This window comes from Pseudomonas sp. CAM1A, from assembly GCF_047501685.1.
Lineage (GTDB): Bacteria > Pseudomonadota > Gammaproteobacteria > Pseudomonadales > Pseudomonadaceae > Aquipseudomonas.
Genome location: NZ_JBFNXP010000002.1, coordinates 294,667 through 307,191 on the forward strand (window position 1 = coordinate 294,667; position 12,525 = coordinate 307,191).

The window sequence follows — 12,525 nt, forward strand, 5'->3', positions numbered from 1 at the left end:
CGGGCACGGCCAGCGCAGTGAGCCGTCGCCGGATGGGCAGGTGCAGGTCTTCACTTCGATCAGGTCGGTCATCGCTGCACCGCCTGCCAGAAAGGCCCTTTGTTGGTCACCAGCCCCTTCCGCTTCAGGCGCTGGCACGCCTTGCTGATCTCCTCGCGAGACTCTCGGATCGCGCCGCGCATGGCGTGGGCGGTTGAGCCTTCGATGGCAAGCAGGTGCCCCAGAACTCGCTCGTCTGTCCCGCCGTCGAGCATCCCCTGGCCATACTTGGCTGCCACCGTGGCCACTGCCAAGCGCAAGGCATTTCGCCGGGCTCCTGGTTCGGCTGCGTGCGGCACCTCACTTTGTTTGAAGCCGACATACGGCACATGCGCTGTGGCGCGAGCGAGGTGGTGCAAGCAGCAGATGTCCATCCTGAGCGTTGCGATGATGAGCATCGTCTGCCGGTCATCTTGCATCGGCAGCCAGACCTCCCGACCTGTCTCGGGGTCGTCGTAGTAGAAGGCGTCACTGCCGCGCCGGTAATCCAGCTCGAAGCCCATGGCTTTGGCCGACAGCTTGATGATGTCGTCTTCTGTCACAGCTGATACCTCTCATCATTCCAGGCCGCCGGCGCGGCAGCAGGTGTAGGTTCGGGTTGGGTTTCGTGCGGGGAGAGCTGGCGCTCTTTGCCGGCCTGCAGTTGGCTGTCGGGGATGCAGCTGATGCCGACCCCATTCAGCAGGTAGCAGGTGACGCCGCGCTGGCTGTCGTGCTGCACGTCGATGACGTTCTCGGTTGCACTGGCGCCGGTGGTCAGCAGCAGGAGGCAGAAGGCGAGGCGAGTCATTTGCTGAGTTCCTCGCTTGGATCAACGTTGAATCGCCTGCACAGCGCATGTGCTACCCCCGATCCGCACAGGAACACGTCGGTCATCAGTGCCCATCGCGGTCTCTTCTGCCTTGCTGTGCCTCTCACTCCGCGAACCGCCCGGGCGAGCAAATCGTCTTCGGTGTACTCGCACCCGGACAACGTGATGACGCGGCTCTGGGCCTTCAGCCGTTCAATTTCTGCCTGGAGCTCGGCAACCTGGCCGTGCTCGCATTCGTCGCTTTGGTCGTCGATCAGCTTGAGGCCCACCATTTCGTCGTCGCGCCAACCACCGTAATCGTGGTCGTACCGCTCGCAGAAGAAGCCTTCGTCGCCGTCGCGGGTCGGGATCGTGTAGCTGTCGAAAGGACCGCCATAGGTTGGCACCATCCCGCCATCGGGGTGCTCGATCCACATGAAGAACTTGCGGCCTGTTATCGGGCATTCGTCCGGGCACCACCGTGCCGCCGTTTGTGCGCTGGGCATACGGATTCCTTGGCCGCCATATCGCGGCAGTGAATAGAGGGGAGAGGGGTTACAGCTGGGGAGTACAGATGTTCTCTTGTGGGTCAGAGTCCACCGCGCGCATATAGGCCGCCATGTCGCCCATCTGCTCGACGATGAATCGTTCCTCATCAGCTGCGGCAGCGATGATCCTTTCCTTGCGTTTCTGACACAGCTGGCAATCGACTTTGGCCCAGTCGCCTGACAGTTCTGGGGATTCCCCTAGCCAGGTGCCGCAAGGTGCTTGCTCGATGTCTTCCAGGTCGGTGAATGGTGCGAAGTGCGTCTTCACGACTTCACCTGCGGCTCTGCGCTGGCGGATAGGGCGGCTTCGATCCTCTGTCGCATTTTGAACCCAGTGTTGCAATTCAGTAGATCGCGCAGCAGCGCATCCCGCTCGGCCAGCTGTTTCTCCATTCTGTCTCGGTCCTGCCAAAGCCCACGCGAAGCCTTCAAGGCATCTGCATAGTTAGCCTGCATACGCGCCAGATCAGCGCGCAGCCGCTCAACCTCGCCAGGGTCGGCGTTGGTGTAGGCCAGCTCAAGACTTGCAAAGCTGGCGGGGTTTCCGCATAGGTCGACCATGGCCTCGGGTGGAGCGCCATCTATCCATTCGGTAACGATATCGCCGAGTTCGTTGACCCCGCGCCACGCCACCGGCTCGGCCTGGTGCTGCTCGGCTGGCTTGGCCAGGGCGGCGCGCAGTTCACGGGCAATGCTGCACTTGTTGTATTCCTGCAGTAGTTCCGCCGCTTGCTCAACGGCTTCGCGCGGCACGCTGACCATCTCGGTGTTGCTGGATCGGTTTTCTGTGGGCATGGGTAACCTCAAGCGAGTCGTTCAAGTTGTTGTTGGATGCGCCGGCCGATCCAGCGGACGACGAACACGGCCTTGCTGTTGCCGATCGCCTTGTAGCGCGGACCGTCTGGGCATTCATCGGCGGGCTTGCCGCGATAGGGGATTCGGGTGTGCTCGCCGGGGAAGCCCTGGAGCCATTCGCACTCGCGTGGGGTGAGGCGGCGAACTCCTGCACCCCCATTGATCATTGGCTGGCCACGGCCCGTGCCGTCCTCGCTGGCGTCAAATCCTTCGGCCTTCAGCGTGTGGGTGATCTCGCCAGTGATGCATACCGCTACCTGGCCGCCGGCGTTGGGGTGGCTGGCGTTTGGCTGTGCCCGGAGCGATGGGGTTATACAGAAGGTCTCGCTCTCTATGTCCAGGCGCATATCCTTGGCTGTAAGCGTGGCGCCCTGGCTGACATCGCCCGGAAGGCTGTGGCCGCCGTAAGCGGGCACGCCGGCCAGAACATCGACAGCTGGCCCTTCGTCACCTTCGCAGTTCGGGCAGCCGTATTGGCCCAGGTCTAGACCGAAGACGTATCCGCAGCCGCACTGGAGTGCAGGGCCGAATGGAGCTCGGCCGGCAAGGTCTTGCCCCTCGCCTCGGCGCGGCGGAGTATCCCGGCGCACGCCTTCGCGCTCAAAAAGTACTTCAAGTGGATCGAACCCTGCTCGAGCACTTGCGACAACGAACACACGGCGGCGTCGTTGGGCCAGGCCGAAATATTGGGCATCCAGAACCCGCCATGCGACTGTTCGCGTGGGTCCATACACACAACCAGCGTCCTTCCATTTACCCCCTGGCGGTTGGAGTTCTTCGGATTCGCCCACCAGGGCGCCGAGGAAGCAGCCAAACGCGTTGCCTTTGTCGGAGAGGACGCCGGGGACGTTTTCCCAGAGGCAGACGGCCTCGGGCTCGCCGCGCATGGTTCGAACATGGTCAATTGCATCGAGGAGCTCCACGTACTTGATGGTGAGGGCGCCGCGGGGATCGGCCAGGCCTTCGCGCATGCCGGCCACGCTGAATGCTTGGCAGGGTGTGCCGCCGACCAGGGCGTCGGGCGCCGGGATCTTGCCGGCCAGTACCATGGCTGCCAGGCGGGTCATGTCGCCGTGGTTTGGCGTGTCTGGGTAGTGGTGGGCCAGCACCGCGCAGGGGAATGGCTCGATCTCGGCGTACCAGGCGGCACGCCAGCCCAGCGGGTGCCAGGCTACGGTCGCAGCTTCGATGCCGCTGCAGACACTTCCGTAGGTGATGGGCATTGGTGATCCTCGCCGGGTCGGCGCTCATCGTTTGAGAGGGGAAGGCGCTGGCGGGCAGCGCCGGAGGGTCAGGCGGCGATCGGGTACTGCTTAGCCAGGGCCTGCTGCACTGTCGCGATGATGCGGCAGAGGTAGGCCCAATCTGGATTTGGCTCCATGGCGTCGGCCGGCAGGTTCCACCAGTCGTCACCGAACACGCGATGCATGAACTCGCGGTGGGCGCCGCCGCACTCATCGAGCGAACTGGTGTGGCGAACATCCTCGGCCTCGTCGAGCAGGCTCCGGGCGTCTTCTGCGTCCAGGTCTCGGTCACGCCGCATTTGCACGATCACCTTCCGCGCCTTGTCGGCCAGGGCCTCAGCACTGAACCGGCGAGAGCTCAGCGACCGGTCGAAGTAGCCGATGATGTAGGCGTCGTGCAGCTTGCAGAAGAACTGGGCCACATTCAGGCCATCCCACATTCCGCCCCAGTACGCATGCCAGGTCTTGTCGTAGCAGCTGACGGTGATCTTGCCTTTACAGGGCGCCAGGTCTTCGAGGTATACGCTGATCCGGTCGAGGTTCGGCACCTCAGTGATCAGAAGCTTGGTGACTGTCGAGGTCTCGACTTGCATTACGGTACTCCATGCATGCGCCGCCCTCCGTGCTGGTGGCGGCATGGTGGCAATAGGTGGGTTGGTCGCTGCCGAAGTCACGGCTTAGCGTCACGAATGATTGATAAGCGCTTCAAGCTGCTCGTCGGTGAGTCGGTCGGAACCGTGAATCAGGCGGGAAATCAGGTCCTGCTCTTCGTCGATCCCGGCACGGGCCATGGATCGCTTAAGTGCGGCGTCGGTGTTGTGGTAGAGGTCCGTGACAATCCGGCGTGACAGCAATCGCGCCTCGCGCTCCTCCGCTGACAACTTGTCCCGCTCGCGCTGTTCCTTCTTTCGCTGGGCTGGCGTCTTCGCCATGGCCGATACCTCCCAAGCCGCTGGGCGGCAGATTGATGTGTTGCTGGCGCCGGCCGTGCCGTGCGCGTGCGGTGATGCGCCTCATGGCCGGCAAACCTCCACCAGGTCGGTCTTCTTACCCCGGTACGGATTGGCCACCAGCTTCTTTCCCTGCTGCATGTAGACGGCCCATGGCTGCCGGCTGCAGGCGGCCATCATCGCGGCGTACTTGATGACGGTCAGCGGGTCCATCGATTCGCGGCAGTGCATGGCTACGCCCCCGCGAGGTAGTGGAGCGGGGCGAAGGGGATGTCATCGTCGAAGGTGTCCGGCGGCACAGCCTGCTGACTCTGCTGCTGGGGGGCTTGGCGCTGCTGCCTGGGCTGGCGATCAGGCGGGTTGCCGGCTTGCTGGCCCTGCGGCTTGGCGCCGAGCAGTTGCACCGTACCGCGCATGTCGACATGCACCTCGGTGGAGTAGCGCTTGATGCCGTCTTTCTCCCACTCGCGGGTCTGCAGCTTGCCCTCGACGTAGATCTGCGATCCCTTGCGGGCATACTCGCCGACGATCTCCGCAACCCTTCCGAACACCACGACGCGGTGCCACTCGGTGCGCTCCACCTTCTGGCCTGACTGCTTGTCCGTCCACTGCTCGCTGGTGGCCAGGCTCAGGTTGGCGACCGCGTTGCCGTTTGGCATGTAGCGGACTTCGGGGTCCTGGCCGAGCGTGCCGACCAGGACGACTTTGTTGACGCCTCTCATGATTGGGCAACCGCTGCCGCGAGGATCATCAGCAGGGCCAGCAGCGAGCACCAGCGCGTGGCGCCGTCGTTGGTCCGGCGCACGGTGAGGACCGGCAAGGACTTCGCTTCCACGGCCCGCTCCAGGCTCTGGGCGTAGTTGACCGCGTCTATGTAGCGGCGGCGCTGGCCGTAGAGGCGATTGTCGCCGGCGCCGATGATGGCCCAGCTGTTGTTGTCGCCCTGCTGCACGAAGAAGCGGGAGTTGCTGCGGAAATCAGCGGTGGCGGCCAGGGCCAGGTGCTGCACCTGGGCGTACTGCTCGCGGCTGTTGCGGATGGCTGCGTTCATGGGTTGGTCCTCGGCATGGATCAGGCGTGGTGCTCGAAGGCCTCGGCCTTGCGAACGATTCGAACTTGGGCGGTGCGTCGCTCGGGCACGCGACGGTCGCGGCGCATGGGGTCGCTGTCGTCGATGACCGCGTGCATGGCGATCAACGATGCCAGCAGGAAGCACATGGGGCTGATGATGTTGCGGCGCATGGCCTCGGCGACCAGGGCTGCGCGGCGTGGCACGTCGAGCTTGAACATTGCCGCGGCGATACGCTTCTCGACGCCGCCCTCGCTGATGCCGAAGTGGCGGGCGATCTCCTTCGAGGTCATGCCCTGGGCGACGTCGAGAACGCATTCCAGCTCACGGGGTGCCAGACCCCGGCCCAGGTGGCCTTTCCATTGGCCAATGGTGATGGTGTCCATGACTTGCTCTCGGGTGGCTGCATTGGAGAGCCTATCCCGCCTGTCTCCCTGAACATGTTGATGTAGGGTCGGGAAGGGCTCTCCGATGCAGCCTGGTGATGGGGGACCAGGTGATCGGGCCGTCTTTCCGGCTGTCATGAAATCAGGTGACGGCTTCAACAATCAGCCAGAAGGAGCCGGCCAGGCCGGCCATCAGGCATGCGAGGAAGAGCCATACACCCAGGGTGAGTCTTGGCATATCCGTGCTCCGGTAGAAGCTCGGCCTCGCTACTGGCGACAGGCCGGGATCAATTTTCAATTTGGTGACTCCGACCGCGGCCACCTGCCCGCCGGATAACTGATCTCGGTGCTTTACCCTGCACACCCGGGGCAGTTGCCACCCCTCTGGACCGTTGAGGCCTGTCCATCGCTGCCTTTGCTGCGGCCGGTGTCGATCCGGCATGCGGTGAAATTTAGAAAACTAAACAAGAGGCGTCAAGGGGTTTTGTACAGAAAACTAAACTTTATAGGTGCAGCTCGTCGCCTGGCGCATGGTCAAGGCCTGGTGAAAGCGGGGGGAGGGCACAAAAAAGCCCGGTCTAAGCCGGGCTATCTGTCATTTTCGGCGAGGGGATCGCCTGACCGTTGACCACCAGAACACGCGGCCAAGCATCCGGATCTCGTCATGGAACTGCTCTGCCGACATTACCTCGTCCGGGTAGTCTTCGCTGTTCTCGCTCCTGATCCTGACGGCCCCGGCTGGAAGTCGATGGAGGTACTTCACGCGCAGCAAACCACCATGGTTGAAGGCATAGATCTCGCCATCAATGATCGAGGTATCAGTCGTGTCGAAGCCGATCGCTGCGCCGTCCAGGATCAGGCGCTCCATGCTTTTCCCTCGCACGCGAGCGCACGCGGCGCTGTTGCAATCTACGCCTGCCGCCCTCAGCGTTGAGTTACTAAACCTCAGCTTTCGGTCAGCCACTTCTACAACTTCTGTCATTCCATTTCCGCCAGCGAACTCCACCTCGGCATAGTAGGGAACCTCGCACTCATCATCCTCAAGCGGGTCGCCGTCCTCCCACAATGAAAGATCGCCCAGCAGCTCGGCGTTTGACTGAGGCTGACGACCAGCCTCGGGTAGGCCTTTGCCGCTCGATAGCCACTCAGGGGAGCAGTTGAGCGCTTTTGCAACAGCGAGCAGGTTTTTTCCTTTCGCTCCATTGGTCCCGTTCAGCCAAAAGGTGACGGTTGCCTTGGATACGCCGGCGCGCTCACTGATGTCGGTGGGGCGAAGGCCGAGGGCCTCCATCCGGGATTTGAGTCTGTCTTTGAATTCCATGTTTAGGATTCTAAACAATCCAGAGTTTAGATAACTTGCCATGATGTGTTTATCTTTCTAAACTGGCCGCAAACAGGAGGAGGTTCCCCCCATGACATTCGACGAGGCCCTTAAGCATTTCGGGTCAGGGAAGGCCATCGGTGATGCGCTCGGTGTGAGCACTAGCCGAGTTTCCCAGTGCAGGTCGTCTGGTGGTTTCTCTTACCCGATGCAGTGCGTGTTGGAGAAGGAGTCCGGAGGTCGGCTGCTGGCCAGTCGCCGAGACGTCCCTAGCGCAGAGCCGGTTAAGAGCGCTGCTGGATGAAGTCAATTATGCGTGGCCTGGCCTTGCGCCAGTAGTGAGTCCGCCCCGCTGTTCATGCATCCAGTGCCCGAACAGCAGGCGAAAAAAAACCGCCTGGCAGGGCGGCTTTCTCTACAGCAGTTCAACGGGATTAAGCATGACAAACATCGTCCAAATTGACAAGTCCAGGGGGTTCACCCGGATGGACAACCAGCTCATGGATGGCCTGTTGGCTATCGATCTCCCAGCCCGGGAGATGAAGATTGTGCTGTACGTGGCCAAGGCCACCATCAACTTCGGCGCAGGGGCTCAGCGCATCCCGGCGACCGACATCGCGAAAGCCATCAATGCTCACCCCGACACCGTGTCCAAGGCAGTCTCAAGTTTGCTTCGGCGTCGTGTGCTGTTCCGCGAAGGTGGAGCACGGGGCGATATCGGCGTGAACGACCCAGCGGATTGGATCTACGTGACAGAGCCGAAACAGACCAAAACAGCCGACTCGGCTGAAGTGGTCCGAATCGGCGAGCAGTCGAAACAGACCAAAATCGCCGCCTGCCTTCTTTATTCTAAGAATCTAACCCCCTATGTATTTCTTCCTTCGGAAGAAAATCCATGCGCCCCCAGCGATTCGGAGCCATCCGAGGCGAAGGCTGATCGCAAGGCCCCGTTCGGGAAGTCCGCCATGCTGGCCGACAACCCTCACGGCCTGGACGAGGAGTTGATCGCGGACTACCTGGCTGTCCGCAAGGCCGCCAAAGCCCCGGTTACTGCTCGCATCTGGTCTGGCCTGAACGCCAAGCTCGAGCAGTGCAAGGCTTTCGGCATCCAGCCAGCGCAGGCTCTGTCCGTGGCCGTCGAGAACGGCTGGCGCGGATTCGAGGTGGATTGGGTCACCAAGCGTCTCGGCGGCCAGGCGACTGGCCAGCCAAGCCGCCATCACGGGTTTGCCGACCGCGACTACCGTGACGGCCTGATCGACCGGGGGGATGGCAGCTATGCGTTCTGAAAACGTTGTCCACCTATCCAGCATGGCCGGGCCGCAAGCCACTTCGGTTGTGGTCTGCGACGAGCATGGCCCGTACCAGGCCACCGTCCACCAGGTGCTCAGTCACACGTTCCGCTCCCCGTGCCCCGTTTGCAAAGCCGCACAGGCGACCAAGGCAGAGGCCGAAGCCGCCCAGCGACAGCGCGCCGAACTGGCCTACAAGCTGGGTGACGCCCTGATCCCGAAGCGATTCAAGGACAAGACTTTCGACAGCTACGCCGCGACCACTGAGGTACAGCGCAAGGTGAAGGCTCGCTGCATCCGCTACGCCGACGAGTTCGGGCAGAACCTGGAAGATGGCCGCTGCCTGATCCTGGTCGGCAACCCTGGCACTGGCAAGACACACCTCGGCGTATCGATCGCCCAGCACGTTATGGCCACCACGCGGCACGCGGCGGCCTACCGAACGCTTGGCGGCATCCTGCAGGCGATCCGGGGGACGTTCGATGGTGGTTCAGGGCAGACCGAGGGCAGCATCCTCGACGCTCTGGTGCGTCCCGCGCTGCTGGTACTCGATGAGGTGGGTGCCAGCAAGGAGGCACCGAGCGACTTCGAGCTGACCCGGCTGTTCTCGATTATCAACGGCCGTTACGAGCGGATGCTTCCCACCATCGTGATCTCGAACCTGGGCGCGAAGGAGCTGCCGGCGGCAATGGGCGAGCGCTCTGCCGACCGCCTGCGCGAGGGTGGTGGGATCGTCTTGCCATTCGACTGGAAATCACACCGCGGCAAGGAGGAGATCTGATGCGGCAAACCAAACTGACCAAGGCCGCCCGCGGCCGAGAATGCCAAGTGCGCATCCCGGGGGTGTGCAACGGTAACCCCGAAACCACCGTGTTGGCCCACTACCGATTGGCCGGTACCTGCGGTGTTGGCAGCAAGCCCCACGACTTGCAGGGCGCCTGGGCATGCAGTGCTTGCCACGATGTCTGTGACGGGCGTAGTCGTGCCGTGGATCGCGACACCGCCCGCCAGTACCACGCCGAGGGGGTGATGCGCACCCAGTCGATTTTGCTGGACGAGTCCGTGGTGGTCGCATGAATTCACCTGCACTTCGCCCGTTCAAGGCCAAATCGCCCCGCACCAAGCCTGTCGACCGGGAGGGGCAGGAGCAGGCCGCGCTGATGCAGGAGCTCGCGCTGCGCTATCCCGAGGTGCATGAGCTGATCTATCACGTCCCGAACGGTGGACACCGGGTGAAGGCTGTTGCCGCCAAGCTCAAGGCCCAGGGCGTGAAGGCCGGCATCCCCGACCTGGTGCTGCCGATGGCTCGCGGCGGGTACTTCGGCCTGTACATCGAATTCAAGGCGACCGTAGAGCCTGCCCCCGTGTCAGCGAGCCAGCGTGACTGCCTGCGCCGCCTGAGCGATCAGGGCTACCTCGCCATCGTGTGCCGTGGGCACTTCGACGCCATGGAGCAGCTGCGCGCCTACCTGCGGCTGCCGAGAACGGAGGTTTCAGCATGACCAACACCGCCGCTGTGAAAATCAGCGATGCAGAGATCCGCCGGCAAGCCACCGGCAAGGTGCGCGACCTACGCGCCCTGGGCAATCAAGGCCTGTACTTCCGGTTCCATCGGTCCCGCGAGCGCGGGTCTTGGTACCTGGTGCACAAAGGCAAGTGGAACCTGATTGGCGCTTACCCCGACCTGAGCGCTGCCAAGGTAGCCGCGGCGCTGCCCGACATCCGGCTTCGACTGGATGCGGGGGATGGGTCTGGTCTGTCGAGCTGGGTGCTGACCAGCCAGCTGTTGGCCTGGTTCGCCGATCGGATGGCCCGTGATCGCAACCTGTCGACCAAGCGCAAGAGCACGGCGGCGTCGGCGATCAAGCTGCACCTGCTGCCGCGTCTGGGCGAAGTGCCGCTGGCCGAGATCGACAAAGCGCGACTGGACCGGGAGCTGATGTGGCCGCTGCAGGAGTCGCTGTCCATCGACTACGTGCGTCTGGTGTTCCAGCTCCTCGCGCTGGCATTCCGACAGGCCCACAAGCTCGGGCTGATCAGCTCGAATCCCATGGCCGGCATCCGTTTCGGCGACTTCTCGAAGGCCAAGGTCACGGTAAAGCCCTCGCGACTGCGTGGCGTGCACCTCGAGGATCTGATGGGGCGCATGGTCGCCACCCTGGCCAACAATCCGCAGCACGGCGTGCTGGCCTTGCTGATGCTGTGCCACGGCACCCGACTGGGTGAGACCCGCCAGGCGCGCTGGAGCCACATCAGCCTGGCGCAGCGGGAGTGGTTCATCCCGGCCGAGCACACCAAGACCGGCGTCGAGCATCGCCTGCCGCTGACCGACCAGGTGCGGTTCCTGCTGCTGGCCTATCGCGAGATCCAGCGCAATCAGGGTTACGACGGTCAGTTCCTGTTCCCGGGGCGCCGCGGCTTGCCAATGGGTGAGGCGAAGGCCTGCGCGGTGTTCACCGCGATGGGCCAGGGTGAATGGACTAGCCACGACCTGCGCAAACTGGCCCGCACCGGCTGGGCTGACTTGGGCGTCGACCACCTGGTGGGTGAGCTGCTGATCAATCACGCCATGGGCCACAACGTGAAGGTCTACATCCAGTCGGACGTCATGGCTCGCAAGCGCGAGGCCCTGGAGAAGTGGCACGCCCACCTTGATCAGAAGGGTTTCGCCGCGATTCACGGCTTGACCGGTGATAGATCGATGGATTCAGGGATTCTGGCGCGGGCCGCTCGGCGTGCGGGCTGCGGCGACATTGCGGGAACAACCGTAGGCGAGGATTCGAAATGACTGGAAAGCGCCCAGGGCTAGCCATGCCCGACTTGAACACGATGTCTCCAACTGCCCGTTCGGCGGCAATGCGCGGTGGGATGGAGGGTTGGGGTTTTGTCGGCGGGCTGCCTGGGCAGATCTGCTATCAGGAACAGGTTGATTCGAAGTCGCGACGGCGCTGCAACTGCGGCTGCGGGCGCCGGGCAACCCATCGGGGAATGGCCAACGGGGTCTGCTTGAAGATGGGGTGCGAGCTGTCGGTGCGGCGCTGGGTAAAGGCGTCCAACGCATGAGGAAGAGTCACGGCCCAGCCTTGAAGAAGGCCGTGATCGACTTGGGCAAGTGCCCTGCGTGCCGCGGCAAAGCGGTCGTGAAGGGCGTCTTCTACGAAATGGCCTGCGTGCAGTGCAGTGCCTCCGGGTGGGTCGAGGCCTCCACCGGGCAGGCGCTGGAGCTGGACGAGCTGGTGACCCAGCTGAGCTTCCGTCTCCAGGCCGCAGAGCGGCAGATTGAGCAGTTGAAAAGACCTCAGGCCGGCGGGCCCGAGGCGGGATATCAGGGAAGCAACCGGCGCGGCGCCGGCGGCACGAACTACACCGGGGATTGAGGGGGAAGGACATGATTTACAGCAGCGTACTCGCGGCGGTCGTCTCGGCCCTGGCTGCGGAAGCGATCGATAACACCAGCAAGCAGGCTTGGCAGAAGCTATACGATCCCGGCAGTGAAGACGGCCACGACATGGCTACCTTGAGCAGGTCAGTGGAGAGCGGCGAGATCAGCCGCATGGATGCTGATTGCTGGGTGTTCGCCAGGCTGCACAGCCATCTGAAACCCCGGCACTGGGATGTGCTGGTGGCGAGGTTCAGCACGCACAAGGGGCGAAAGGTTCAGTCGATCAGCCGCCTGATCCCCATGGTTGCCTCCCATGCGCCGAAGCTGTTCATCACCAGTGCCGTGACGGCTTGGGCGATCCCGAAGATGAAGGGCGCCGATGGAAAGCGGTCGAGCGACATGATCGTGTTGCCGGCTCAGTTCTACGATGTCAACCGGTGGGACCCGGATGCTCGGCCTGAGCGAACTCGCCGCCGCTGGAGGAAGGACATCGAGGACGTGCTGAAGCAGATGGCTGAAGAAGCACTGGAGGCTGCTGCCGACATCCTGAGCTACGAAGGTCTTTCTATGGAAAATGCCGCTTGACATCAAATGGCCGCATGGCCGATTATTTCCACATCCTGTCATTCCTGCGCGTGTTGAGGAGTGA

At 63.0% G+C, this 12,525-nt stretch carries 21 protein-coding genes; 7 read left to right on the forward strand and 14 right to left on the reverse strand.

The features are described 5' to 3' along the window. Positions 1–68: 68 nt before the first annotated feature. The 13 genes from ABZO33_RS05045 to ABZO33_RS05105 all read right to left on the reverse strand — a co-directional run bounded on the left by ABZO33_RS05045 (position 69) and on the right by ABZO33_RS05105 (position 7,202). Complete coding sequence (locus tag ABZO33_RS05045; protein ID WP_414535090.1) at positions 69–581, reverse strand: hypothetical protein; 513 nt, start codon at positions 579–581, stop codon at positions 69–71. After that, a complete protein-coding gene (locus ABZO33_RS05050; protein ID WP_414535091.1) occupies positions 578–829 on the reverse strand; it encodes a hypothetical protein in 252 nt (83 codons plus the stop codon). The genes ABZO33_RS05045 and ABZO33_RS05050 overlap by 4 nt, the downstream gene beginning before the upstream one ends. Then, a complete protein-coding gene (locus ABZO33_RS05055; RefSeq protein ID WP_414535092.1) occupies positions 826–1,335 on the reverse strand; it encodes a hypothetical protein in 510 nt (169 codons plus the stop codon). The genes ABZO33_RS05050 and ABZO33_RS05055 overlap by 4 nt, the downstream gene beginning before the upstream one ends. 49 nt (positions 1,336–1,384) lie before the next feature. Beyond that, positions 1,385–1,645 carry a hypothetical protein gene (locus ABZO33_RS05060; protein WP_414535093.1) on the reverse strand — a complete coding sequence of 87 codons (261 nt, stop codon included), beginning with the start codon at positions 1,643–1,645 and terminating at the stop codon, positions 1,385–1,387. Next, on the reverse strand, positions 1,642–2,172 hold the full coding sequence (locus ABZO33_RS05065; protein WP_414535094.1) for a hypothetical protein: 531 nt from the start codon (positions 2,170–2,172) through the stop codon (positions 1,642–1,644). Before ABZO33_RS05065 ends, ABZO33_RS05060 begins: the two co-directional genes overlap by 4 nt. Positions 2,173–2,180: 8 nt before the next feature. After that, positions 2,181–3,455, reverse strand: coding sequence for a DNA cytosine methyltransferase (locus ABZO33_RS05070; protein ID WP_414535095.1), 1,275 nt, complete (start codon positions 3,453–3,455; stop codon positions 2,181–2,183). Between the two features lie 68 nt (positions 3,456–3,523). Then, positions 3,524–4,069 (reverse strand): hypothetical protein, encoded by a 546-nt coding sequence (locus ABZO33_RS05075; RefSeq protein WP_414535096.1) that lies wholly within the window; start codon positions 4,067–4,069, stop codon positions 3,524–3,526. 90 nt (positions 4,070–4,159) lie between these two features. Beyond that, the gene (locus tag ABZO33_RS05080; protein ID WP_414535097.1) at positions 4,160–4,408 is read right to left on the reverse strand and encodes a hypothetical protein; all 249 of its coding nucleotides are present in this window, start codon (positions 4,406–4,408) and stop codon (positions 4,160–4,162) included. Between the two features lie 81 nt (positions 4,409–4,489). Further along, positions 4,490–4,657 carry a hypothetical protein gene (locus ABZO33_RS05085; protein ID WP_414535098.1) on the reverse strand — a complete coding sequence of 56 codons (168 nt, stop codon included), beginning with the start codon at positions 4,655–4,657 and terminating at the stop codon, positions 4,490–4,492. Positions 4,658–4,659: 2 nt separating this feature from the next. After that, complete coding sequence (gene ssb, locus ABZO33_RS05090) at positions 4,660–5,148, reverse strand: single-stranded DNA-binding protein (RefSeq protein WP_414535099.1); 489 nt, start codon at positions 5,146–5,148, stop codon at positions 4,660–4,662. Beyond that, a complete protein-coding gene (locus tag ABZO33_RS05095) occupies positions 5,145–5,477 on the reverse strand; it encodes a hypothetical protein (RefSeq protein WP_414535100.1) in 333 nt (110 codons plus the stop codon). Before ABZO33_RS05095 ends, ssb begins: the two co-directional genes overlap by 4 nt. Before the next feature lie 20 nt (positions 5,478–5,497). Beyond that, positions 5,498–5,881 carry a response regulator transcription factor gene (locus tag ABZO33_RS05100; protein ID WP_414535101.1) on the reverse strand — a complete coding sequence of 128 codons (384 nt, stop codon included), beginning with the start codon at positions 5,879–5,881 and terminating at the stop codon, positions 5,498–5,500. A 595-nt stretch (positions 5,882–6,476) separates the two neighbouring features. Beyond that, a complete protein-coding gene (locus ABZO33_RS05105) occupies positions 6,477–7,202 on the reverse strand; it encodes a LexA family transcriptional regulator (RefSeq protein ID WP_414535102.1) in 726 nt (241 codons plus the stop codon). A 440-nt stretch (positions 7,203–7,642) separates the two neighbouring features. Between ABZO33_RS05105 and ABZO33_RS05110 the strand changes: the two genes are divergently transcribed. Genes ABZO33_RS05110 through ABZO33_RS05130 form a run of 5 tightly spaced genes read left to right on the forward strand, consistent with a single transcriptional unit; the run spans position 7,643 to position 11,282 of the window. Continuing rightward, positions 7,643–8,491, forward strand: coding sequence for a replication protein (locus tag ABZO33_RS05110; RefSeq protein ID WP_414535103.1), 849 nt, complete (start codon positions 7,643–7,645; stop codon positions 8,489–8,491). After that, a complete protein-coding gene (locus ABZO33_RS05115) occupies positions 8,481–9,275 on the forward strand; it encodes an ATP-binding protein (RefSeq protein ID WP_414535104.1) in 795 nt (264 codons plus the stop codon). Before ABZO33_RS05110 ends, ABZO33_RS05115 begins: the two co-directional genes overlap by 11 nt. Then, the gene (locus ABZO33_RS05120; RefSeq protein WP_414535105.1) at positions 9,275–9,571 is read left to right on the forward strand and encodes a DUF1364 domain-containing protein; all 297 of its coding nucleotides are present in this window, start codon (positions 9,275–9,277) and stop codon (positions 9,569–9,571) included. Before ABZO33_RS05115 ends, ABZO33_RS05120 begins: the two co-directional genes overlap by 1 nt. After that, positions 9,568–9,996: a VRR-NUC domain-containing protein gene (locus ABZO33_RS05125; protein ID WP_414535106.1), complete on the forward strand. Its 429-nt coding sequence runs from the start codon at positions 9,568–9,570 to the stop codon at positions 9,994–9,996. Before ABZO33_RS05120 ends, ABZO33_RS05125 begins: the two co-directional genes overlap by 4 nt. Further along, positions 9,993–11,282: a tyrosine-type recombinase/integrase gene (locus tag ABZO33_RS05130; protein WP_414535107.1), complete on the forward strand. Its 1,290-nt coding sequence runs from the start codon at positions 9,993–9,995 to the stop codon at positions 11,280–11,282. Before ABZO33_RS05125 ends, ABZO33_RS05130 begins: the two co-directional genes overlap by 4 nt. 127 nt (positions 11,283–11,409) lie before the next feature. Here ABZO33_RS05130 and ABZO33_RS05135 read toward each other — a convergent pair whose 3' ends face one another. Beyond that, a complete protein-coding gene (locus ABZO33_RS05135; protein WP_414535687.1) occupies positions 11,410–11,568 on the reverse strand; it encodes a hypothetical protein in 159 nt (52 codons plus the stop codon). Here ABZO33_RS05135 and ABZO33_RS05140 point away from each other — a divergent pair. Both ABZO33_RS05140 and ABZO33_RS05145 read left to right on the forward strand, forming a co-directional pair. Next, the gene (locus ABZO33_RS05140; protein ID WP_414535108.1) at positions 11,554–11,871 is read left to right on the forward strand and encodes a hypothetical protein; all 318 of its coding nucleotides are present in this window, start codon (positions 11,554–11,556) and stop codon (positions 11,869–11,871) included. The genes ABZO33_RS05135 and ABZO33_RS05140 overlap by 15 nt on opposite strands. An 11-nt stretch (positions 11,872–11,882) precedes the next feature. Next, positions 11,883–12,461, forward strand: a complete 579-nt coding sequence (locus ABZO33_RS05145) for a hypothetical protein (protein WP_414535109.1) — start codon at positions 11,883–11,885, stop codon at positions 12,459–12,461. The last annotated feature ends 64 nt before the right edge of the window (positions 12,462–12,525 follow it).